Below are 22783 nucleotides of genomic sequence, written 5' to 3' on the forward strand. Positions count from 1 at the left end.
GGCCCGGTCGGCGCGGGAGTCCTCCTTCCGGCGGGAGGACCGCGAAGGTGGGTCCCATGACGACGGACTTGCGCGCATTCCTGGAACCCCACGTCGAACGGGGCGCCGCCCCGGGTGCCGTGGCTCTCGTGGCCCGTGGCGACCGCGTGGACGTGACCGCGTCCGGCTCGGCGGACACCGACGGGTCCGCACCGATGGCCCGCGACACCATCTTCCGGATCGCCTCCCTGACCAAGCCGATCGTCGCCGCCGCCACGATGGTGCTGGTCGACGAGGGGCGGCTGACCCCGGGCCAGCCCGTCGGGACCTGGCTGCCGGAACTGGGCGCTCCCAAGGTCGTCACGACGCCGGACGGCCCGATCGACGACGTCGTACCGGCCAGGCGGCCGATCACCGTGTTCGACCTGCTCACCTTCCGTGCCGGGTACGGCTTCCCCTCCGACTTCGCGCTGCCGGCCGTCGCGCCGCTCTTCTCCGAGCTGAACCAGGGCCCGCCGCAGCCTCAGGCGGTGGCGGAGCCGGACACCTGGATGCGGACCCTGGCGCGCATCCCGCTGCTTCGGCAGCCCGGCGAGGCGTGGCTCTACAACACCTGCTCGGACATCCTCGGGGTGCTGATCGCCCGGGTCTCGGGGCGGTCGCTGCCGGAGTTCCTGGCGGAGCGGCTGTTCGAACCGCTCGGCATGAAGGACACCGGGTTCGCCGTCCCGGCGGCGGACCTCGGCCGGTTCACCGGTTACTACCGGGCGCACCAGGACGGCGGGTTCGACCTGGTCGACGCGGCGGACGGGCAGTGGAGCAGCATGCCGGCGTTCCCCTCGGGGGCGGGCGGTCTGGTCTCCACCGCCGACGACTGGTTCGCCTTCGCCCGGATGCTCCTCGCGGGCGGCCTGGCCGGCGACGGGACGCGGCTGCTGTCGGCCGCTTCGGTGCGGCAGATGCTGACCGACCACCTCACCCCGGCCCAGCGGAGGGCGAGCGGCCTCTTCACGGAGGGGCAGGGCTGGGGGTTCGGCGGGTCGGTCGACGTGGAGATCCAGGACCCGTGGAACGTACGCGGGCGGTACGGCTGGATCGGCGGCACCGGCACCGCCGGGCACATCGTCCCGTCCACCGGGCTGGCCACCCTGCTGCTGACCCAGGTCGAACTGGGCGGGCCGAAGCCGCCGGAGCTGATGCGGGAGTTCTGGACGTACGCGGCACGGGTCGCGGAGGCGGACTGAGCGCGGGGCCCGGCCCAGCGTTCCCGGCCCGCATTCCGTCCCCCGACCGAGTCGGGCCCGGTCAACAGCCATGGGGCTGCTGCCGGGCCCTCCTCACCCGTGGGGACGGGTGGTCTTCATGAGGTGCCGCCGTGGACCGTGTCAGCTCTTGGGCTGCGTCAGGTCGTAGAAGGTGGCACTCCCGACGGTCACCTCCTTGAAGGTGTCCTCGACCCAGGCCGAGATCTTCGAGGACGTGCCGCTGTCTCCGCCGCCCATGCCCATGCCGCCGCCGATGAAGTAGTGGATCTTCCCGGCGGACACCTGGCTCTTGAACTGCGCCAGCGTCGGGGAGGGGTCGCTGCCGTTGAAGCCGCCGATGGCCATCACCGGATCCCCGGTGGCGAGTTGGTAGCTGGCCGAGTTCTGCGAACCGATCGCCGCCGCGACCCAGGTGTAGTCGTCGGCGTTCTTCTCCAGGAGCTTCTGCGCCTCGGCCGAGACCGTGGCGCCGTTGAGCAGGCCACCCATGCCGCCTCCACCGCCACCGCCCGGGCCGCCTTCGCCCATGCCGCCCGGCATCCCGCCGGCGTTCGTGCCGTTCTGGCCGCCCGTGCCCTGGCCGGGCATCTGCCCCGCCGTGCCGTTCGGAGCCGTACCGGTGGGAGGCGTACCGCCGCCGGGGAACTGGCCGTTCGGGCCACCCGCCTGGCCGTTGCCCTGGCCGCCGTTGCCCTGGCCGTTGCCCTGGGCGGTCATGCCGCCGGGGGGCTGCATGCCGCCGCCTCCGCCGCCGGGGCCGCCGCCACCCCCCATCACGCTGGCGCCGGAGGGGCCGGCCGTGACGATGGAGCCCTGGTGTCCGGTGTTCAGCGTGGACACCGTGTACGCGGCCGGGCCGGCCAGTGACGCGGCGGTCGCGACCGCCGCGACCACGAGCCCGAGCGGCCGTCCCACCCGTCCCGCGAACACCAGCCATACGGCGCTGATCAGGCCGAAGAGCAGGACCGTCCAGCGCAGCCACGGCAGGTAGTCCGGGGTCCGGCCGAGGAGGACGTACGCCCAGACCGCGGTGGCGGCGACGGTCGCGCCCAGCACCGAACTCGCCCACCAATCGGCCCGCTCCTCCCACAGCGCGACGGCACCGATGCCGACGAGCGCCGCGAGGTAGGGGGCGAGGGCCACCGTGTAGTACTGGTGGAAGATGCCGGCCATGAAGCTGAAGACCAGCGCGGTCATCAGCAGCGACCCGCCCCAGGCGAGGAACGCGGCCCGGCGCGCGTCGGTGCGCGATGCCTTCCGGGTGAGCCAGAGCCCGGCCACCAGGAGGATCAGCGCGGCGGGCAGCAGCCAGCTGATCTGGCTGCCGATCTCGGAGTTGAACATACGGCCGATGCCGGTCTCGCCCCAGCCGCCGCCCTGACCGCCACCACCACCGCCGCCGACGCTGCCGGTCTCGTCGCCGCTGATGCGGCCGAGTCCGTTGTAGCCGAAGGTCAGTTCCAGGAAGGAGTTGTTCTGCGAGCCGCCGATGTACGGGCGGGAGGAGGCGGGCCACAGCTCGACGATCGCCACCCACCAGCCGCCCGCGACGACCATCGTCAGGGCCGAGAGGGCCAGTTGGCCGAACCTCTTGCGGACGGGGACGGGCGCGACGACCGCGTACAGCACGGCCAGCGGCGGCAGGATCAGGAACGCCTGGAGGGTCTTCGCCAGGAAGGCGATCCCGACCGCGACACCTGCCCAGACCAGCCACTTGGTACGGCCGTTCTCCACCGCGCGGAGCACGCAGTAGACGGTGACGGTCATCAGCAGCGCGAGGAGCGCGTCGGGGTTGTTGAAGCGGAACATCAGCGCGGCGACCGGGGTCAGCGCGAACGCGCCCACCGTGAGGAGGCCCGCCGCGGCGCTGAAGCGGCGGCGCACGGCCGCGTAGAGCACCCCGGCGGTGGCGACGCCCATCAGCACCTCGGGCAGCAGGATCGCCCAGGAGCCGAGGCCGAAGATCCGCACCGAGAGCGCCATCGGCCAGAGGGCGGCCGGAGGCTTGTCCACGGTGATCGCGTTGGCCGCGTCGGAGGAGCCGAAGAAGAACGCCTTCCAGCTCTCGCTGCCGGCCTGGACGGCCGCGGAGTAGAAGGAGTTGGCGTACCCGGAGGCGCTGAGGTTCCAGACGTAGGCGAGCGCGACCACCAGCAGCAGGCCGAGGAAGGCCGGGCGCGCCCAGGCCGGGTCCTCGGGCCTGCCGCGCCAGAGCCGTCCCGCCCGGCCGGTCCCGTCGGCGGGAGCCGCCCGGTGGGAGGCCTGGGGCGCGGCGGGCGGCACCGGGGGCGGCGGTGGCGCGGGGTACGCGTCGGGGTGGAGGGAGGCGGTCATCGGGCGTTCCTCAGTTCGTCGTCGGCGTACGGGACGGTGCCGGGGGCCGTGATCGGAGCCGTACGGGCGACTCCGGCCGGGGTGGTCTTCGGGGCGGTACCGAAGGCGTCGAAGGGGGCCGGGTGTTCGGCGGGGCGCGCGCCGGGCCTGCTGTCGGCGGGCGGCACCGGGGCGGCAGCCGCCGGAGCGGGCCTCTCGTCGCGGCGCTCCGGGAAGACCCAGGCGCGCAGCAGCAGGAAGCGCAGCACGGTCGCCGCCAGGTTGGCCGCGATCAGCACGGCGACCTCAGTGGAGTGCGAGGTGGAGGGGGCCGTGGTGGACAGCGCGGCGAGCGAACCGCTGGTGAGCGCGAGGCCGATGGCGAAGACCACGAGGCCCTGCGCCTGGTGGCGGACCGCCCCGCCCCGGCCCCGTACCCCGAAGGTGAGGCGGCGGTTGGCGGCCGTGTTGGCGACGGCGGACACCAGCAGGGCCGCCGCGTTGGCCGGCTGCGGGCCGACGCCCAGCCGGAAGAGGGAGTAGAGCGCCAGGTAGACGGCGGTGGAGAGCACCCCGACCACGCAGAACCCGACCAGTTGCCGGGCCAGCCCGCGCGGTACGCCGGGCACCGTACGGTCCCGGGGGTCGTCGCCGAACGGCCTGGCCAGCCGGTCGAGCGGCAGCGCGCCGACGGCCAGGGCCCGGCCCACCCGCCAGACACCCTTCAGGTCCTCGGTGGCGGTCTTCACGATGTGCACCGTGGAGTCGGGGTCGTCGATCCAGTCGACCGGCACCTCGTGGATGCGCAGCCCGGCCCGCTCGGCGAGCACCAGCATCTCGGTGTCGAAGAACCAGCCGGTGTCCTCGACCATCGGCAGCAGCCGTTCGGCCACCTCGCGCCGGATCGCCTTGAACCCGCACTGGGCGTCGCTGAACCGGGCGGAGAGCGAGGAGCGCAGGATCAGGTTGTAGGAGCGGGAGACGAACTCGCGCTTCGACCCGCGCACCACCCGCGCGCTGCGCGCCAGCCGCGAGCCGATCGCCAGGTCCGAGTGGCCGGAGATCAGCGGCGCGACCAGCGGCAGCAGCGCGTTCAGATCGGTCGAGAGGTCGACGTCCATGTACGCGAGTACCGGTGCGCCGGAGCGCGACCACACGGTACGCAGGGCGCGTCCGCGCCCTTTCTGCTCCAGCCGGTACGAGACCACCTCCGGCAGCAGCGCTTCGAGCCGGGACGCCACCCGCGGGGTGGTGTCGGTGCTCGCGTTGTCCGCGATCGTGATGCGGAAGCGGTAGGGGAAGGTCCGGGTCAGGTGCTCGTGCAGCCGTCGCACACAGGTTTCAAGGTCCTTCTCCTCGTTGTACACGGGTACGACCACGTCGAGTACGAGTACGGGCGCTCCGTGCGCGTCCACCGTCCCGGCCGGAAGATGCTGCCGGGCCGGCAGGGCACTGGTGCCGGCGCTCCAGGGGTTGTCGGTTCGCATGGTCCGACACTCGCGGGCCGCCCTGTCACACCGTTGTGCTGAGGCTGTGGTCGGGCTGTGAGTTCCCAGGCCGACCTGACAGTTCCTCACATAGCGTTATTCGTAAGGGAGTTGATGTGAACTGTGGGTGTCCGGTGGCTCTCCGCGCCGGGGTCCGCGCAGGCCGGCAGCCGGACGGAGAACACTGTGTCCCCCGGCACCGAGCGCACCTGGACCTCCCCGCCGTGCGCGGCCGTGACGGCCTGCACGATGGCGAGCCCCAGGCCGGTGGAGCCCGCGTGGCGCGAGCGCGAGGCGTCCCCCCGGGCGAACCGTTCGAAGACGTGCGGCAGCAGCGCGGCCGGGATCCCCGGCCCGTCGTCGCGCACCTCCAGCGTCACCCAGCCGGACCCGGGCTCCGTGCGCACGCACGCGGTGACGGTGGTGCCGGGAGGGGTGTGGCTGCGCGCGTTGCCCAGCAGATTGACCAGCACCTGATGGATACGGGTCGCGTCGGCCCGTACCGTCGCGGGCAGGTCCGGCAGCTCCAGCCGCCAGAGGTGCCCGCCCTCGGCCGACCGGGCGCGGTCCGCCGCACGGGCGTCGCTCACCGCGTCCACGACGAGGGGCGAGAGGTCGGTGGGGCGGTGGTCGAGGGGCCGGCCCGCGTCGAGCCGGGCCAGCAGCAGCAGGTCCTCCACCATCCCGGTCATCCGCTCGGCCTCGGACTCGATGCGCCCCAGCGCGTGCCGGGTGTCGGGCCCGATGGACTCGCGCCCGCGCCGGGTCAGTTCGGCGTAGCCGCGGATCGAGGCGAGCGGGGTGCGCAGTTCGTGGCTGGCGTCCGCGACGAACTGCCGGACCCGCGTCTCGCTCTCCTGCCGGACGGCCAGGGCCGAACCGACGTGTCCCAGCATCCTGTTGAGCGCGGCACCGACCTGCCCGACCTCGGTGCGCGGATCGGCCTCCGCCTCGGGTACGCGCACGAGCGGGGCCACCTCGCCGCTGTGCAGCGGGAGTTCGGAGACACGTGTCGCGGTGGCGGCGACCCGGCGCAGCGGGCGCAGCGCTACGCCGACCATCGTGGCGCCGGCGATCCCGGCCGCGATGAGTCCCGCCCCGGTGACGCAGACCTCCACCAGGATGAGCGTGGCGATGTCCCCGCTCACCTCCTCGCTCGGTATGCCGACGAGGAACGTGACCCCGCCCTTCGCGGAGGCCGACTCGACGCGATAGGAGCCGAGTCCGGGCAGGTCGACGTCGTGCGTGGCCGAGTCGCCGGACGCGCCGGAGGCCTCCAGAGCCTTGGTCTGGGCGCCGGACAGCGGGGTGGAGCTGGGCATGGTGTCCTCGCCCTGGTCGGCGAAGACCTTCGAGTCGAGGACCGTGCCGTCCCCGGCGACGACCGCGCCGACCGTACCGATGGGCTGGCCGCCGTTGCCGATGAAGTCGAGCAGACCGCTGCCGCCCGGACCACCACCGGGCCCCGGCTCACCGGCCCCCGGGCCGAGCCCGGCCCGGATCGCGATGGAGTCCAGCTGGTCGTCCAGCTTCCCGTACATGTAACTGTGGAAGGCGATCGCGGTCACCGAGCCGATCACGGCCGCGACGACGGCGATCAGCGAGACGGCGGAGACCACCAGCCGGGTCCGCAGCGTCCAGGGCCGGCCGCCCTTCCCCCGGCCGCCGGCCCCACCACGGGCGCCCGCCCCACCGATGGTCCGGCCGCTCCCGGTCCGCCCGCGCATCCCCGCTACTCGCCGGGCTTGATGAGGTAGCCCGCGCCGCGGCGGGTGTGGATCATCGGCGTGCGGCCGGCGTCGATCTTCTTGCGCAGGTAGGAGATGTACAGCTCGACCACGTTCGCCTGGCCGCCGAAGTCGTAGTTCCACACCCGGTCCAGGATCTGTGCCTTGCTCAGCACCCGGCGGGGGTTGCGCATGAGGAAGCGCAACAGCTCGAACTCGGTGGCGGTGAGGTGGATCGAGGTGTCGCCGCGGCTGACCTCGTGGCTGTCCTCGTCGAGCACCAGGTCGCCGACGACGAGTGTGGACTCGCTGCGGGCCGAGGTGGACGTGCCGGAGCGGCGGATCAGTCCGCGCAGCCGCGCCACGACCTCCTCCAGGCTGAACGGCTTGGTGACGTAGTCGTCGCCGCCCGCCGTGAGCCCCGCGATCCGGTCCTCCACCGCGTCCCGGGCGGTCAGGAAGAGCACCGGCACGTCGGCGTGGTCGCGGCGCAGCTTGCTGAGCACCGCCAGCCCGTCCATGTCCGGCAGCATCACGTCGAGCACCACCGCGTCGGGGCGGAAATCCCGGGCGGTCCGCAGCGCACCGGCACCGTCCCCGGCGCTGCGCACGTCCCATCCCTCGTATCTCAGGGCCATCGAGAGCAGCTCGGCGAGCGGCGGCTCGTCGTCCACCACGAGCACGCGGACGGGGTTGGCGGAGTTGCGGTCGGCCCGGAGAAGTTCGGTACGCCCCTGGGGCGAGGTCGTCGTCATCCCTCCACCCTGTGAGACCGCTCTGAGAGGGAGCTTGCCCGTTTCTGTGAAAAGCCTGAGAAACGAGTCAGGCTCTGGTCATGAGGAGACCAAGGCTCTGGTCATGAGGAGACCAAGAACGAACCGAATCAAAAAGGAACCGGTCAGAAGAGCCCGTCCTGCACCGCGCCGGGCCCCAGTTCCTCGACCGGAACGGTCACCCCCGGCCCCCAGCCGCCGGCCTTCCTCGCGCTCCCCGCGCTCCCCGCGTTTCCCGCGCTCTCGGTGCTCCCGGTGCTCCCGGTGCTCCCGGTGCTCCCGCCGGGGAGCTCACCGCCCGCCGTCGGCGCCCCGGCGGCCCGTACGAGCTCCCAGCCGGTCATCAGCCGGGTGTCGACCACCACCACCGCGCCACCACCACCGTCGCCGCCGCCCGTCGCCAGGTGCAGATCCGGTCCGGCGGCGGCCACCAGCCGCCCGGCCACCCCGCCGCCCGCGACCAGCTCCCGTACCGCCCCGGCGCCCGCAGCAGGCTCCAGCTCCAGATGTGCCAGCCCGAAGATCCCCGCGTGGTCCACGGCCTCGTACGGCAGCCGCTCCAGCGACTCCGGCCAGCCCCGCCCTTCGAGCGCCGCCGCACGCCCGTACAGCTCCGCCACCTCGGCGGAGCGCTCCCGCGCACCCGGCAGCACCCCGCGCACCGCGCGCTTGCGGGCGTACGGAATCCGGTCCGGCACGCCCAGCGCGGCGCGCAGCACCTCCTCGGTCCGCCGGGCCGCCATGAGCGGCCCCCGGCCCAGCCAGCTGAAGACCACGGCCCCCTGCTCCCGCAGCCGAGCGGCACCACGCTCCTCGGCGGTGATCCCGACCTTCACCATCCCGGGCCCGAACCAGGCGAGGTAGACCCGGTAGGTGCGCGGGTCGTCCGCGATCGTGTCCGCAGCCACCGAGTGCGCCCGGTCCAGCCGCGCGCACTCCGCGCACCGGGCCCCCGTGGACCGGCCCGGCACCGGTGCCGCGAGCGGGCAGGCGTTCCCCCGCGCGCCGACGCAGACCCGCTCCCCGAGGGCCCGGAAGCCGAGCTCGCTCCCGTAGGCGAGCACGCTCCCCCGCCGGGCCCGCCCGTTCCGCCACTCCAGCTCGGGGGCGTCCCCAGGCCACCGCACTCCGGTGCACTGCCAACCCATGCCGAGAACCTCCCGGGCCCGAGACCGCCACGAACAACGAGGGATCAACCCTAGGGCGTGTCCGGCGGCGCCCGGACGGTCACGGCCTCCCAGCGCGCCCGTGGGTGCCGGGGCTTGCGGTGCTAACCCCTCGCTCCCCGAGTGTGGCCTCGCCGCGGTGATCCGTCGTCGACGCCGTCGCCGGAGCTCTCACCACCGGAGTCACCGACCCCACCGGCAGGCGGCGCACGAGCCGCAGCACCCCCACACCCCGTCCCACATGCCCGTTGTCCGGAGGGGACACCTTTTTCGCACCACCGACGACCGCACCCGCACTCCCACCCAACCTGAACCGGAGACACGCATGAACTTCACGGACATCGCCGCGCTCGCCTTCCTGCCACTCGCCCTCGCCATCGGCCTCGGGTGCGTCACCCTCATCTGCCTCGTGGCGCTCCTGCGGGCCCGCCGCGACGACGTGGTGCCCGTGCTCGGGGCCCTGCCCGCCGTCATCTCGGCGGTCCTCCGCCGTAAGCGGTGACGCGACGGTCCGCCGGCCCGTCCGGCGTGGTGGGCCCGCGGCGCCGCGGCGGGGGTGGGGGAGACCGATCCCCCTCCCCGCCCCACCTCCCGCCAACTTCCCTCCGCACGGGCCGAACCCGCAGAGGGGCACTACAATCCCGGGCCATGGCACTGACCATGGACGACGTGGACCGCTTCGAGGCCTCCCGACCGCGCCTGGAAGCCATCGCCTACCGCCTGCTCGGCTCCGCGAGCGACGCCGAGGACGCCGTGCAGGACACCTTCCTGCGCTGGCAGGCCGCCGACATCGGACGCATCGAGGTCCCCGAAGCCTGGCTGACGAAGGTCCTCACCCATCTCTGCCTCAACCAGCTGACCTCGGCCCGCGCCCGGCGCGAGACGTACGTCGGCCAGTGGCTGCCCGAGCCGCTGCTCGCCGGAGACCCGATGCTCGGCCCCGCCGACACCGTCGAGCAGCGCGAGTCCGTCTCGTACGCGGTCCTCGCCCTCATGGAACGCCTCTCCCCCAACGAGCGCGTGGTGTACGTACTGCGGGAGGCGTTCGGCTACCCGCACCGGCGGATCGCGGAGATCCTCGACCTCACCGAGGCCGCCTGCCAGCAGATCCACCACCGCGCCAAGAAGCACGTCGCGGAGGGCAAGGCCCGTACCGAGATCGACGAGGCCGCCGCCCGGCGGATCGTCCACGAGTTCCTCGCCGCCGCCACCAGCGGCCGTACCGAACCGCTCGTGCGCCTTCTGACCGGCGACGCGATCGCCGTCGGCGACGGTGGCGGCAAGGTCCCGGCCCGTGCCTCGGCGTTCGAGGGAGCCCTCGCGGTCGCGAAGTTCATGCGGGGCCTCTTCAAGCCCAGCCAGGCCAAGCGCAACCTCGCCGGCGGCTCCCCCGGGGTCTGGGCCTCGACCGCCAACAACAGGCCCGCCCTGGTGGTGGTCCTCGACGGCCGGGTCATCGGGGTCGTCTGCATGGAGATCACCGCCGAGGGCATCGCCGCGTTCCGCAGCCAGGTCAACCCGGACAAGCTGGTCCGCGCGACCGAGCGGTGGGCGGCGGCGGGGGACCACGGCGAACCCCTGGTCCGCCCGTTCTGACCACACCCCGACCGATGTGAGCTGCTTCACATCGCACACCTGTCAGGAATCGTCCGGCTGTCCGGTTCAAGAGGCGAACCACGCGGAACGCGACGCGAGACAGGGAGCAGGGAAATGAAGGCCCACACCGTCCAGAAGCACCGCATCATCGTCCTCGGAGCCGGATACACCGGTGCCATCGCCGCCGGCCGCCTCGCCAAGCGGCTGCGCCGCGAGGACGTCGACATCACCCTCGTCAACGCCGAACCCGACTTCGTCGAGCGGGTCAGACTGCACCAGCTGGCGGTCGGCCAGGAGCTCAGGCCCCGCCCTTTCGCCGAGATGTTCGCGGGTACGGGCGTCGAGCTCCGGCTCGCCAAGGTCACCGCCGTGGACGCCGACCGCAGGACCGTCACGGTCTCCGCCCCGAACGCCGCCGAGACCGAGGAACTCCCGTACGACACCCTCGTGTACGCCCTCGGCAGCGGCTGGAACACCCACGGTGTCCCCGGCACCGCGGAGCACGCCCACGACATCACCGGCCGCCCCGGCGCCCTCCGGCTCCGCGACCGCCTGGCCGGACTCGGCGCCGGACAGGCCGTGGTGGTCGTCGGCGCCGGCCTCACCGGCGTGGAGGCGGCCACCGAGATCGCCGAGGCCCGCCCCGACCTCGACGTCACCCTCGCCGCCCGCGGCGAACTCGGCGACTGGCTCTCCCCCAAGGGCCGCGCCCACCTGCGGAAGGTGGCCGGCAAGCTCGGCATCACCGTTCGCGAGCACACCGCCGTCGGCGCGGTGGAGGCCGGCCACGTCGTCACCGCCGACGGCACCGCGCTCCCCGCAGCCGTCACGGTGTGGACCGCCGGCTTCGCGGTCCACCCGATCGCGAAGGCCAGCACCCTGGAGGTCACCGGCACCGGCCAGATCGTCGTCGACAGGAGCCTGCGCTCCGTCTCGCACCCGGACGTGTACGCCATCGGCGACGCCGCCCACGCCATCGGCCCGGGCGACAAGCCCCTGCGGATGTCCTGCGCCTCGGGCGTCCCCGTCGCCTGGCAGGCCGCCGACACCATCGCGGCCCGCCTGACCGGGAACAAGCTCCCCGAGCCCTCGGCCCGCTACTTCAACCAGTGCGTCTCACTGGGCCGCAAGGAGGGCCTCATCCAGTACGTCACCGCCGACGACCGCGCGGTCGGCGCGGCCCTGACCGGACGGCTCGCCGCCTTCTACAAGGAAATCGTCTGCAAGGGCGCCGCCTGGGGCGTCGCCAACCCCACCCTCGGCGTGCCGTCGCGGCGCCGGCCGGTCGTGGCCCGGGAGACGGCCGCCCCGGCCCCGGCGGCTGCCCCGACGCCGGAGACGGCATCCTGACCGGCCCGGCAGGGTCCCTGCGGTCCGTGGACGGACGCGGCTCCGTCCACGGACCGTAAATCCGCTACGGAACTGTCAGTTGGCGCTGTTAGCCTCCCAACGATCCGTGCGACCTGCACGGATGTCTTTCCCTGGGGGGACGAGCAGCTTGCCGGACAGAAGACGACGAACCACCGGAATCCTGGCGATGGGGTGCGCCGTCGCGGTGGTCCTCACGACCGGGACCGGCGCCGCGTACGCGGCGGACAACGTGCCGCCCGAACAGGCGCGCATCAGCGATCTGCTGACCGGGACGGGTGCGTGCGCAACCGGTGAGGCGGAGACGTACTTCTCCGAGCCTCCGGTGCTCTCCGCGGTCCTCCACGACTCCGAGGCGGACAACCAGCCGTCCGAAGACAACCTGGTGCAGGCCGAGTTCGAGGCCTGGTGGACGGATCCCAGCGGCACCGAACAGCGCCTGACCTACACCCCGTTCACCACCGGGATGTCAGGATTCCGGCAGGTCTGGCGCATGCCGGACGAGGTGCCGGCCAACACGGTCGTCTCCTGGCACGTCCGGGCGGACGACGGTAGCGCCACCTCCGCCTGGAGCTCCGAAAACGGCGGTGCGGCCTGCCGTTTCGTGTACGACGACACTCCGCCCGAGCCCGCTGTCATCACGTCGCCGGACTACTCCGAGGAGGGGTGGCAGGACGGCGTCGGTGTCTACGGCACCTTCGTTCTGGACTCCCCGTCGGCCGACGTCGTGTCGTACCGGTACCAGTTCACCGGCGAGAGCCCGCAGTACGTGAGCCCGGCCGAAACGGGCGGCCCCGCGACTGTCCGCCGTCTCCCGACGAAGGCCGGTCCGACGACCCTGTCGGTCTCCGCGGTGGACCGGGCCGGCCACGGCAGCCGGGAAACGTCCTACACCATCGCGGTGCAGGCCGGCCGCGCTCCCACCGCCCGCTGGACCCTCGCCGACCCGGCCGGGTCCGGGTCCGCCGCCGCCGTCTCGGGCGCCGATGCCCGCGTCGGCGCCGGAGTGACCTTCGGCGGCCCGGCGCCCACCCTCACCTCCCTCACGTCCACGGCCCACCTGGACGGCGGCGGGCACGGCTTCTTGACCCCGGACGCTCCGGTCGTGGATGACGGCGGCACCTTCGCCGTCAGCGGCTGGGCACGTCCGGGACGGACCGACCGCGCCATGACGATCGTCAGCCAGGACGCGGGGACCCGGGCCGCGTTCGCTCTCGGCCTGAACGGCGGGGATTCCGCCCCGACGTGGTCGTTCACCGTGGGCGGCGCCCACGTCACCGGAGGCGCGCCGGAAACGGGCGAGTGGGCCCACCTGCTGGGCGTCTACGACGCCGAGACCGGCCTGGCCCACCTCTACGTCAACGGGACCGAGACCGGCACCCCCGTCACGGCGACCCCCGCGGAGGGGACCGGCTCCTTCCAGATCGGCCGCGCCAAGGGCCCGGTCGGCTATCGGAACCGCTGGGACGGCGACCTCGGCGAAATCCAGGTCCACGACCGGGTGGTGGTGCCGGCAGAGGCGACAGCCCTCGCCCACCGGACACCGCAGCCGCGCGGGTACTGGGCGCTGGAGACCGCGGCGGACGGCGCGAGCCCCGGGCAGAACGGCGGCGCACCACTGCGGCTGAGCCCGACAGGAGCTGAGCTGTACACGACCCCCGCCGACGACCCGTGCGGATTGGACCCGGACTGCGTTCCGGTCGAGCCCGCTCTGATCGGGCACGGCCACCTGCACCTGGACGGTGAGACCGGCTGGGCCGCCACCGACGTACCGGTCGTGGACACCGGGGACAGCTTCACCGTGAGCACCGTCGTCCGGCTGGCGGATGCCGTCCCCGCCCACCCCATGACCGTCCTCTCCCTGGCGGGAGAGGGGGCCGACGCCCTCCAGCTCCGCTACGATCCGGCACCGCACGCCTGGCAGCTGGTCGTACCGGGGAGCGGGGCCGGCGAGAGCACGGTCATGGCCTCGTACCGGGCCATGCCCGACAACCCGACCCGGCTGGCGGTCGTCTACGACGACCAGGCCGACACGATCACCCTCTACGTCGACGGCACCGCCGCCGGGGCCCCGGCGCACTCGGCCGACGGTCTGCACGGCGAGGGCCCGTTGCAGGTGGGCCGGTCCCGGACCGCCGAGAGCTGGGGCGACTATCTGCACGGGGACATCGACGAGATCGAGGTCTATGCCGGGGCGCTGCCCGGGAGCCTGACCGCCCTGCTGGGCCACGGCAACGGCCCCCTCGCCTGAGTCACCGGCACCCCCTGGCCCGGTCAACCGGTACCGGACAGCACACCCACGGCACCGTCCGTCCCCGCGCTTTCTTCCGCGGGGACGGACGGTGCCCGCGACCACACGTCCTACGCACAACGACAGAGGCCCTCAGGATTTCTCCTGAGGGCCTCTGGCCTGTTGTGCACTCGGCAGGATTCGAACCTGCAACCTTCTGATCCGTAGCTCTAGCCGGATCGGTCAGGGACGGTCATACCGGCCGCTACAGGGCCCCGGAGAGGTGGTGGCGGACGGGGGTGGTCGCTGAGGTTGCGGTACTCCGTAGCTGTATCAGTGCTTGGCGAGGACGTACCTACTGCTTCGTCCCGAAGCAACTCGTGGGAGTGCTCGGCCTCGGGACGGGTGCCCTCGGACCTCGAACAACCGTCCTTCGGTGTCCACGGTCGTCCGACATCATCTAACTGCATTGTCACGCAGTTAGACACTCATCAGGACGCAGCTGGGCCGACCCATTTCCCAGAGGGATGCTCGCGCTCATCTAACGATTGATAGTCGAGGTCTTGAGGAGACAATTGGAGCCTCATTCGAACCGGATCCCGCCCGCAACGTAACTACGAGTCCGAAAATCCAACTGCTGAGCTCTTGGGCGCTAACGTCGAGATCATCCGCTACCTGGCGTATGGAGATACCCCTTCCGTGCGCCATACTGAAGACCTTTTCCAAGAGTTGCGACTTTTCACGCGCGGGCATGCCTCGATGCTCGGTGGATCGATATCCACTTTTACTTAGCTCAATGCAAGCCTTGCGGTAATGCCAATCCGATAGCATGCCAAGATCGTGAAGCCTGTAAGTGAGCGCCATCGCTGCCACTTTCCAGATGCCCTTTGCTGCCACGATTTGAGATGGCAGGGGGGAATTTTGAATCGAGCCCCTTACGCTATCCTGAGGCATCAGGAAAGCGCTGGCAAAGGAGTTGGCCTCCTTCTCGGCCGGAGGGCCGTGGAGCACTCGTTCCTCACCGTGGAGGACAAGGTGGCCTAGCTCGTGGGCCACGTCGAAGCGTCCGCGCTCTGGGCTTTTCAGCGTACTGAGAAAGATAAATGGCGTACCATTTCTCCAGAAGGAGAAAGCGTCTACGTCAGAAAATTCAGGCGGTAGAGAGAATACGCGCACGCCACGCGACTCCACCAAGTGAACCATGTTCGAGACTGGCGCTTCACCTAGCCCCCAACGAGTTCTTAGTACATCCGCCGCAGATTCAGGATCCAGACGACCCAGCGTAGGGAGCTGAGCCGTAGGAAGTTTGTAGCGGAGTTCGATCCACTCGTTAAGCTCAAGCGCCAATGTGCTGGCGGCCAGCGCTGCATCTCGGGGGCCCGCAGCCAGCTTACTCCGGGCGCGAAATGACACGGCATCTAGGGGCAGTATTTCGACTTCAGGTTTCCGAAAAAATGATTCCGGAAATCCCAATCCTGCCGAGATGCTGGAGAGTGTGTCTTCGGTGGGTTCGGTGCGCCCGGTCTCATAGTTGGACAGGCTCTGAAGGCTCACCCCGGCACGCTCGCTGAGTTCAGCAAGGGTGAGCCCTCGGCGCTTGCGGGCGATGGCGATGCGCGAGGAAGAGATCATCTGCTACCACCACCCTCACATATGACCGGAATGCCCCTATCTCACCACTCTTCAACGGGTACGTCGAAGCCAGTGTCACCCGTAGGGTAATCGAACGTCTTTTTGAATCGCAGGGCGGGGAGGAGGATCCTCCGGTCCCAGCTATCGATCTTGCCCTTGGGGCCAACCCTACTGGGCAGGGACAGCTCGCTGCGCACCTCAACGAAGCCCTGCTGCCGCGCTACGTACCGGTAGGTCAACAAATACCACGTGGCCAGACGTGCATACTCGTCGTCCGTGAGCTCGCCGTCGGGCCCATCCTGCTCCGGTACCGGGAAAAGGCCTGGGGGGAGGTCCTGGTTGCGAGCCACCATCGACTCTTTGGCGACACCTGCCGGTCTGTGACTGCGCGGCTGGGGTTTGCCAGGCAAGCCGGTGCGCGCGTCACCCAGCAGAACGCCGATGGCCATCGTCTTGGCTGGGTTGACCGTGAGAGGGGACTGCTTGGGGTCGTAGCGCTTCCAACTCTCTTCGGTGCGGAGCAGGTAGCGCAGGGTGCGCACTCGCGCGAGGTAGTCAAGGGTGCCGGCGGCGTTGGTCGCGTCATCCTTCGTCGCCCCAGCCCGGGCCTCCTCACCTTCGCTGATCAAGCGCTCGAAGTACACGTACCGCAGGCCCAGTTGGTCGAGCTGCACTTCATAGTCGCCGCGTTCATCGGGCCTGGCCCAGGCGTTCTCGATCACGCACCCCTCCCATGGGGTTATAAGAACGCCCCCTCGGTTGAGGGGCGATTTTTATAAGCGTAACGGGCTCCGCCGACATTCGTGTGCCTCCGATGCAAGGAACAGTGCGTTTCTGCACGTCAGTTGAGCTATGACGAGCCTCGGGATCCAAGATCAACCACTACTCAACCCCGGCTCCCATCCCGTCCGCCTTCGACCCACACACCGTGGAGCGGTCGTGGTTCAGGGCGTCAAGGTGGAGCGCGCCACTGTACGAACGACCTTGACGCCCTGGGCCGCGACTGCTCGGCTCTGCCTGGGTCGGAGGTGGTCGGGATGGGAGCCACCACGACGCTCACCACGCACCGGCCGGCACCCGCGAACGGCGCCCCTCCCCCCGGTGCCGGAGCGCCCCCGCCGGAGGCATGTCTTGAAGCCGCGGGCTCTGGTCTCGGCTCATCCCTTCCCGGCCTTGCACAGTGGGCGCGCGTCGGCGGCGGCGCGCCGAGCGGGCCGGAGGCAGGAGCGCGGGCGCGGCCAGAGCCGGGAGCGCGCCCGGCGGAGCGGAGCGCAGCCGGGGGCCTTGATGAGGTAGAGAAACCTGTAACAGCTCAGGTCAGTCGGCGGGGGCAACGTAGCAAACGGCCGGGATGGTCTCGCTGGCGCCGAAGTGGTGAATGGTCTCGCCGATCTTGTGCCAGCCGAGACGTTCGTACAGGCGGATGGCGGCCACATCCTTCGCCATGACGTCGAGCACAAGGCGGAGCTGTTGCGCGCGCGCAAAGGTCACAGCCGTGTTCACGAGCTGCTCGCCAACGGCTTGCTTTCTCGCCGCCTTCACCACGAAAAGCCTTGCAAGAACCCCCACATGGGAGCCGTCGTCACCGCTCTGCCTCATCCACATCTCGGCGGCCTCGCCCTGAGGCTTCATCACCGCCACATGGCCCACGATCGCGCTTCCGCTCTGCGCGACCCATGCAGTCAAGACGTCCTTCGACGCGATCCAAGCCTCCGGGTCCCCTACCCCCTCCACCGGGTACCCGTCCGTGTCGTGAACCTCGACCAACGCGGCTGCGGCGCCGGCAAGATCTTCGGCCGTGAACGAGCGGATGGCTACCGTCGCCATGGTCATACCTCCTGCTCGACGGGGAGTTCGTAGAGCAAGCCGGTTTGGTCGGCGCGGTGGACGTATCGCGAGACCTCAAACGGGGTTCCGGCTTGATCCAGGCTGGTGTGCAGCACTTCCAAGACCGGTACGCCGGGCAACAGCTCCAGGATCGTGGCCTCCTCCGGAGTCGGCATCCGCGCACTGATCTCGTCGCGCACTCGGGTCATGACGTGCCCTAGGTCCTCCAGACGCCCGTAGATCCCGTCCTTACCAGTCTTGGCCTGCATGAGCAGCGTGCCTTGCGCTTCGTCCCACCGAAGAAACGTGGAGACGATCTGCACAGGCTCGTCATCTGCGAAGTAGTGGTTCTCGCGGTGAACGACGCTCTCTTCGTCCGCGGGCACGCGTAGGCGTTCGGCCACGTCTGCCGGCGGCCTCTCTCTGGCAATCGACGGAACCTCGATCCTCGCCACCTTGCCTTGGCGCTTCGCTTCCAGGCGGAACGGGGTCAGTCCCGTCTCACGGTTCTTCAGCGAGTAGCGATCGCTGCCGAACCGAAAGAGCCGCTGGGGTTTCCGGACGAACACGCCGCTGCCGTGCCTGGCCGTGACCAGCCCCTGCTCTGCGAGCAGCCGAATCGCCTCACGCGCGGTGTTGCGCGCTGCTCCGTGCTGCTCGGCAAGCGCTCTTTCTGAGGGCAGTTTGGCGCCGCTTGGAAGTTCTCCGGATTCGATCTGGCGGCGTAGGAAGTCGGCGATGCGCCTGCTGGGCGGCTGTTGAGCCGGGGCGCCGGACGGGGTCATGCAACCACCTTAGCAACTGGCTCAAGCCAGATGGTTGACCTGGAGCGGGCAGGCATGCTCAACTGGCTTAAGCCAGTAAGTGGCTCAAGCCAGTTGGGCGCGCTTCCTTCTGCGCCCTCGTCTGAGGAGAACCTCATGCCGTCGTTCAAGATCGATGTTTCGACCGCTGTCGTGTTCGTGGCGACGCCCCCGACGCCGAAGCTCGTGTCCAAGCAGACCGGTGAGATCGCGATGGACCGGGAGACCGGTGCTCCGCTCGCGACGGTGGGCCTGCTGATCTCGGACGAGGGGGAGGGCAACCTGTACCAGGTGACCGTCCCGAATACGGGGGTCCCGGAGAACCTGACCCCGGGCACGATGGTCACGGTCATCGGCCTCAAGGCCCGGGACTGGGAGAACACGTTCAACGGCCAGACCCGCCACGGCATCAGCTTCCGCGCGGTCGCCATCACGGCCGGGGTCTGACCATGACGGACGTGTCCACGGTGATCGAAGCGGCCGGAGCCTTATCCGCCGCCGGCGGTCTCGGCTACGCGAAGGTCCGCGCTCCGCGCGTGTATTGGTCGCTGGTCGGTCTGCCGGTCGCCCGGGTCCGGTTCGCTGCTACGTATCACTCGACGATGGACGTGTGCGGGCTGACGGTTCAGCCGTCCCGCCTGCGGGCGTTCATGGTCCGCAACGTGGCCCGCCGCCCGGATGTGCAGCCGGTCCCGCCGAAGGTGCGCAAGGTCCGCGCCTCGTCCACCGGCATGCGCGCCACTCTCCGTCTGCCCGCCGGACTGGAACCCGCCGACGTCGCCGCCGCCTCGGAACGGCTGCGCCACGCCTGGGGCGTTCACTCCGTGCACGTGGTGGAGACCAAGCCGGGGTTCGTGGAACTGCGGATGACCGGCTATGACGTGCTGTGGCGGGTGAAGTTGCCCCGCCGGCTGCCCCGTTCGCTGTCGGGTCCGCTGGTCGTGCCGGTCGCGGTCCGGGAGGACGGAACCCCGTTCGTACGCGACTACAAGAAGGTCCCGCACAGTCTGACGCTGGGCGCGAACCAGTCGGGCAAGTCGATGTTCCAGCGCAACCTGATCACCGGTCTTGCCAAGCTCCCTGTGGGGCTGGTCGGGATCGACTGCAAGCGGGGCGTCGAACAGCGCGGCTACGCACCCCGCCTCTCCGCCCTCGCGGTGACCCCGGACGAAGCTGCCGAGCTGCTGGAAGCCCTGGTCCGGGAGATGGAAGAGCGCTTCGACGTCCTGAGTGCGCACGGGGTCTCCGATCTGTGGGACCTGCCCGTCAAGGTCCGGCCGGTGCCGCTGGTCGTCCTCGTGGACGAGGTCGCCGAACTCTTCCTCACCGCCGCGAAGAAGGACGAAGAGCGCCGGGACCGGATGGTGATGCATCTGGTGCGGCTCGCGCAGATGGCCCGTGCGGTCGGCATCTACCTGGAAATCTGCGGGCAGCGCTTCGGATCCGAGCTCGGCAAGGGCGCCACGATGCTCCGCGCCCAGCTCACCGGCCGCGTGGTCCACCGGGTCAACGACAAGCAGACCGCCGACATGGGCCTTGGCGACATCGCCCCGGACGCGGTGGCCGCGGTGACGACCATCCCGCCGGACCGCCCCGGGGTAGCCGTTGCCGGCGACGCCTCCGGCGGCTGGTCCCGCATCCGCACCCCCGCCATGACCCCCGCCGAAGCGGTTGCCACCTGCCGCGAGTACGCGCACCTCACCCCGCTCATCCCCGCGCTCGCCCCGTTCCGCCCGGTCGTCCCCACCACCCCCGGTGCCGCGGTACCGCTGGTGGCCCCGGTGCCGGTCACCGAGTAGCGCCCCTTCCCCTCTGCCTCGCCGGTTGGCGTGACCGTCTTCGCGCCAGGTCCCTACCCCGCCCATGCCTGAACCCGAAAGGTCACGCGTCATGGCCAACCGGACCACCACCCCGCCCAAGACCACCCCCGCCCCGTGCCAGCCCTGCGGCGGCACCGGCAACGTGCCCATCACGGTGCGCGTCGGCCGCAAACACCGCCCGGTCGGCCAGCAGGACGGGCTCTGCCTCAACTGCTTCGGCACCGGCACCGACCCCAACGCCTGACCACCCCCGCTCCGGGTGCCGGGCGGTGACCACCACATCCCGCCCGGCCCCGGCCCAACCCCGAAAGGAGGTGAACCGATGCCCCGCAAAATCCGCCCCGACGCCGTACTGATCCAGGCGTTCATCGCCGGTGCCTTGTCCTTCTCCCACCTGCACGACCTTGCCTCCGCGGCCGGACAGGACGGCTGGAAAGCCTGGGCCTACCCGATCAGCGTGGATCTGCTCCTCGTCGCCGCCTGGCGCCGCATGCGGACCACCAGCAACAACCGGCCGGCGTGGGTCTGGTTCGTCATCGCCCTGACCGCGTCCCTCGGCGCGAACATCGCCACCGCCGGCCTCCTGAACCTCGGGCAGGTCCCGGCCTGGCTCCGCATCCTCGTCGCCGGCTGGCCCGCCCTCGCCTTCCTCGGCGGAACTCTCCTAGCCCACACCCCCACCGAACCGGCACCCACGGCCACCACCGCACCCCTGGACACCCCGGAACCCACCCCGGCCCCGGACACCCACAAGGTGACGGTGCGAGTCCCGGAGCCGGCTCCGGAACTCCCTCCGGCTCCCGTCCCGGCTCCTGCTGCGGCCCCGGTGGCCGTGCCTGCGGTGTCTGTTCCGCCGGCACTGCTCGACCACGCCAAGAAGGTCGCCGACAACCACCGCGCCTCGACCGGTAACCGGATCGACCTGGCCACGCTCCGCCTGCGCCTCGGCGTCCCCGCACCGCTCGCCGACGCCATTAACGCCCAACTCGCCTGACCAGAAAGGGACAAAACCCATGGCAATGCTCAACTTCAACCGCCCCGCGGACTACCTCGACGCCGCCCGCGAGATGGCCAAGACCGGCCGCCCCACACTCGCCCGGCTCCTCGCCGAGGAAGCCGCGGACCGCACCGCCGACACGACCGAGGCGGACCGCATCCGCGCCGAGTTCAACGCCAACAGCCTCCGCCAGGAGGACTGACCCATGCCGCGTCCGAACCGCTTCACCGACGTGATCCGCATCGGCCCCGTCCGGGTCGGCACGCACTACGACGGCCGGGGCCGCACCAAGCACACCGCCGCCTGCACCGCCCCCGCCTGCAACTTCTCCGCCGACTACACCAGCCGGGCCGCCGCCGAACTCGCCGCCCGCACCCACCGCTGCACCATCTGAGAGGAGAGAACCCCATGTTCACCCCGAAGTACCCGACTCCCGACACCGCGCCGACCCCGGACACCACCCTCGTCCGCCCGCTCACCGGCCTCGTCCACCCCCCGGCCCCGGTCTGCGACTGCCACCACACCCCCGACACCCCGGCCCCGGCCCCGGTCGGCCGCCCCGGCGTGCAGCTCACCCCCGGCGCTCTCGTCGTCGCCGTTGCCGGTGGCACGGCCGCGGTCCTCGTCGTCGGCGCGGTCCTCGTCTCGATGCTCCTCGCGGTCGCCATCACCGCCGGGTCCCTCGCGCTCCTCGCGGTCGTCCTGCGCATCATGCTCAACGACTCCCGCAAGGGCCAGTGAGTGACATGGACCTGATCAACATGGCGGCGGCGTTACCCGCCTTCGGCTGGGCCTTCCACAGCAGCGTCCTGACCCGCCGGTTGTCCGCCGCCCGGCGCGACCCGCTGACCGGCCTCCACACCCGGGCCGGGTTCACCGCCCGCGCCGAACGCATCGTCGCCCGATCCCCCCGGGCCATGGCCTTCCTGGTGGACCTGAACGACTTCAAGGCCATCAACGACACCCACGGCCACCTCGCCGGCGACGCAGTCATAGCGGCCACCGCCAAACGCCTCGCCCACTGGGCTGAGGGAAACGGCATCACGGCCCGGCTCGGAGGCGACGAATTCGCCGCCCTCGTCCCGGACTCCACCAACCGCCCCGGCGCCGCCGCACTGGACCACGCGCTCCGACAGCCGGTCATCTACCGCGATCAGGTCATCCCTGTGTCCGCCTCGGTCGGCTTCTGCTCCGTCGCCGATCTGCCCGTACGGACCCTGACCGACGCGCTCGCCGCCGCCGACACCGCGATGTACGCGGCCAAGGGCCACGGCCGGCGCAACAACACCCCGCGCCCTTAACAGCCCCCGGGGCGGCCTCGGTCGCCAAACTTCCGCCGCCCCGGGCGCCTCAACACCCTCCAGATCACGCAGACCCGAAAGGGAAGACCCATCATGCCCGAGAACACCCGGCCCCGGCCCATCTGCGCCCACTGCGACGGCTTCCCGACCGTCGCGGTCACCACCGGCCAGACCACCCCGGACGGACACCGGCAGACCATCACCGCCGACTGCCCCGCCTGCCACGGCACCGGGCACACCGCCCCCGCCCGCGCCTACACCCGCGTCGGGGCGTGAGCCCCATGGCCCTCCTGAACTGGTCCGACAGGAAGCACTTCGACTCCACGGGCGACAAGCCGTGCGTGCTGTGCGAGAAGCCCACCCCGCTGCGCTCCGACCGGGGCAAGCCGGTCCACAAGGTGTGCGCCGAGGAGTGGATCGACAACCACACCCCGAAGGAGAACGGCCGGTGACCACCCTCCTGAACACCCGGCTGCGGGTCCTGGACCTCTTCTGCTGC

24 protein-coding genes are annotated in these 22783 nt (G+C 71.0%); 15 read left to right on the top strand and 9 right to left on the bottom strand.

Going from position 1 to position 22783, the window contains the following annotated elements; all coding sequences use genetic code 11:
• Window positions 1–56 precede the first annotated feature (56 nt).
• Complete coding sequence (locus OHA55_RS14425; protein WP_266706412.1) at window positions 57–1223, top strand: serine hydrolase; 1167 nt, start codon at window positions 57–59, stop codon at window positions 1221–1223.
• Between the two features lie 141 nt (window positions 1224–1364).
• On the opposite strand, the gene OHA55_RS14430 is transcribed toward OHA55_RS14425, so the two are convergent.
• The 5 genes from OHA55_RS14430 to OHA55_RS14450 all read right to left on the bottom strand — a co-directional run bounded on the left by OHA55_RS14430 (window position 1365) and on the right by OHA55_RS14450 (window position 8692).
• The gene (locus tag OHA55_RS14430) at window positions 1365–3578 is read right to left on the bottom strand and encodes a glycosyltransferase family 39 protein (RefSeq protein WP_266706413.1); all 2214 of its coding nucleotides are present in this window, start codon (window positions 3576–3578) and stop codon (window positions 1365–1367) included.
• Entirely contained in the window at window positions 3575–5044 is a 1470-nt protein-coding gene (locus OHA55_RS14435; RefSeq protein WP_266706415.1) for a bifunctional glycosyltransferase family 2/GtrA family protein, read from the bottom strand. The genes OHA55_RS14430 and OHA55_RS14435 overlap by 4 nt, the downstream gene beginning before the upstream one ends.
• An 86-nt stretch (window positions 5045–5130) precedes the next feature.
• The gene (locus tag OHA55_RS14440; protein ID WP_266706417.1) at window positions 5131–6771 is read right to left on the bottom strand and encodes a HAMP domain-containing sensor histidine kinase; all 1641 of its coding nucleotides are present in this window, start codon (window positions 6769–6771) and stop codon (window positions 5131–5133) included.
• Window positions 6772–6776: 5 nt separating this feature from the next.
• Entirely contained in the window at window positions 6777–7526 is a 750-nt protein-coding gene (locus tag OHA55_RS14445; RefSeq protein ID WP_266706419.1) for a response regulator transcription factor, read from the bottom strand.
• 143 nt (window positions 7527–7669) lie between these two features.
• The gene (locus tag OHA55_RS14450) at window positions 7670–8692 is read right to left on the bottom strand and encodes a DUF2797 domain-containing protein (RefSeq protein ID WP_266706421.1); all 1023 of its coding nucleotides are present in this window, start codon (window positions 8690–8692) and stop codon (window positions 7670–7672) included.
• Window positions 8693–9035: 343 nt separating this feature from the next.
• Between OHA55_RS14450 and OHA55_RS14455 the strand changes: the two genes are divergently transcribed.
• The 4 genes from OHA55_RS14455 to OHA55_RS14470 all read left to right on the top strand — a co-directional run bounded on the left by OHA55_RS14455 (window position 9036) and on the right by OHA55_RS14470 (window position 13925).
• Window positions 9036–9212 carry a hypothetical protein gene (locus tag OHA55_RS14455; RefSeq protein ID WP_266706423.1) on the top strand — a complete coding sequence of 59 codons (177 nt, stop codon included), beginning with the start codon at window positions 9036–9038 and terminating at the stop codon, window positions 9210–9212.
• Between the two features lie 146 nt (window positions 9213–9358).
• Window positions 9359–10306, top strand: a complete 948-nt coding sequence (sigJ, locus tag OHA55_RS14460) for an RNA polymerase sigma factor SigJ (protein WP_266706425.1) — start codon at window positions 9359–9361, stop codon at window positions 10304–10306.
• Window positions 10307–10420: 114 nt separating this feature from the next.
• Entirely contained in the window at window positions 10421–11656 is a 1236-nt protein-coding gene (locus OHA55_RS14465; protein WP_266706427.1) for an NAD(P)/FAD-dependent oxidoreductase, read from the top strand.
• Between the two features lie 148 nt (window positions 11657–11804).
• Window positions 11805–13925: a LamG domain-containing protein gene (locus tag OHA55_RS14470; protein WP_323180412.1), complete on the top strand. Its 2121-nt coding sequence runs from the start codon at window positions 11805–11807 to the stop codon at window positions 13923–13925.
• Between the two features lie 516 nt (window positions 13926–14441).
• Here OHA55_RS14470 and OHA55_RS14475 read toward each other — a convergent pair.
• The 4 genes from OHA55_RS14475 to OHA55_RS14490 all read right to left on the bottom strand — a co-directional run bounded on the left by OHA55_RS14475 (window position 14442) and on the right by OHA55_RS14490 (window position 18148).
• A complete protein-coding gene (locus OHA55_RS14475; RefSeq protein ID WP_266706429.1) occupies window positions 14442–15536 on the bottom strand; it encodes an XRE family transcriptional regulator in 1095 nt (364 codons plus the stop codon).
• 41 nt (window positions 15537–15577) lie between these two features.
• Window positions 15578–16258: a hypothetical protein gene (locus tag OHA55_RS14480; protein ID WP_266706431.1), complete on the bottom strand. Its 681-nt coding sequence runs from the start codon at window positions 16256–16258 to the stop codon at window positions 15578–15580.
• Between the two features lie 595 nt (window positions 16259–16853).
• The gene (locus tag OHA55_RS14485; RefSeq protein ID WP_266706433.1) at window positions 16854–17363 is read right to left on the bottom strand and encodes an N-acetyltransferase; all 510 of its coding nucleotides are present in this window, start codon (window positions 17361–17363) and stop codon (window positions 16854–16856) included.
• 2 nt (window positions 17364–17365) lie between these two features.
• The gene (locus OHA55_RS14490) at window positions 17366–18148 is read right to left on the bottom strand and encodes a GntR family transcriptional regulator (RefSeq protein ID WP_266706435.1); all 783 of its coding nucleotides are present in this window, start codon (window positions 18146–18148) and stop codon (window positions 17366–17368) included.
• Window positions 18149–18283: 135 nt separating this feature from the next.
• On the opposite strand from OHA55_RS14490, the gene OHA55_RS14495 reads away from it, so the two are divergent.
• From OHA55_RS14495 to OHA55_RS14540, 10 genes are all read left to right on the top strand, one after another.
• A complete protein-coding gene (locus OHA55_RS14495; RefSeq protein ID WP_266706437.1) occupies window positions 18284–18613 on the top strand; it encodes a hypothetical protein in 330 nt (109 codons plus the stop codon).
• Window positions 18614–18615: 2 nt separating this feature from the next.
• A complete protein-coding gene (locus OHA55_RS14500) occupies window positions 18616–19965 on the top strand; it encodes an FtsK/SpoIIIE domain-containing protein (RefSeq protein ID WP_266706439.1) in 1350 nt (449 codons plus the stop codon).
• A 91-nt stretch (window positions 19966–20056) separates the two neighbouring features.
• A complete protein-coding gene (locus OHA55_RS14505) occupies window positions 20057–20230 on the top strand; it encodes a hypothetical protein (protein ID WP_266706441.1) in 174 nt (57 codons plus the stop codon).
• A 78-nt stretch (window positions 20231–20308) separates the two neighbouring features.
• Window positions 20309–20980 (top strand): DUF2637 domain-containing protein, encoded by a 672-nt coding sequence (locus OHA55_RS14510; RefSeq protein ID WP_266706443.1) that lies wholly within the window; start codon window positions 20309–20311, stop codon window positions 20978–20980.
• Between the two features lie 19 nt (window positions 20981–20999).
• Window positions 21000–21185, top strand: a complete 186-nt coding sequence (locus OHA55_RS14515; protein WP_266706445.1) for a hypothetical protein — start codon at window positions 21000–21002, stop codon at window positions 21183–21185.
• 3 nt (window positions 21186–21188) lie between these two features.
• On the top strand, window positions 21189–21377 hold the full coding sequence (locus tag OHA55_RS14520) for a mobile element transfer protein (protein ID WP_266706447.1): 189 nt from the start codon (window positions 21189–21191) through the stop codon (window positions 21375–21377).
• A 14-nt stretch (window positions 21378–21391) separates the two neighbouring features.
• Window positions 21392–21724 carry a SpdD protein gene (locus OHA55_RS14525; RefSeq protein ID WP_266706449.1) on the top strand — a complete coding sequence of 111 codons (333 nt, stop codon included), beginning with the start codon at window positions 21392–21394 and terminating at the stop codon, window positions 21722–21724.
• 5 nt (window positions 21725–21729) lie between these two features.
• Window positions 21730–22284, top strand: a complete 555-nt coding sequence (locus OHA55_RS14530; protein ID WP_266706451.1) for a GGDEF domain-containing protein — start codon at window positions 21730–21732, stop codon at window positions 22282–22284.
• 93 nt (window positions 22285–22377) lie between these two features.
• Window positions 22378–22560: a hypothetical protein gene (locus OHA55_RS14535; RefSeq protein WP_266706453.1), complete on the top strand. Its 183-nt coding sequence runs from the start codon at window positions 22378–22380 to the stop codon at window positions 22558–22560.
• A 5-nt stretch (window positions 22561–22565) separates the two neighbouring features.
• A complete protein-coding gene (locus tag OHA55_RS14540) occupies window positions 22566–22736 on the top strand; it encodes a hypothetical protein (protein ID WP_266706455.1) in 171 nt (56 codons plus the stop codon).
• Window positions 22737–22783: the final 47 nt, after the last annotated feature.

It is taken from the genome of Streptomyces sp. NBC_00102 (genome assembly GCF_026343115.1).
Classification (GTDB): Bacteria; Actinomycetota; Actinomycetes; order Streptomycetales; family Streptomycetaceae; genus Streptomyces.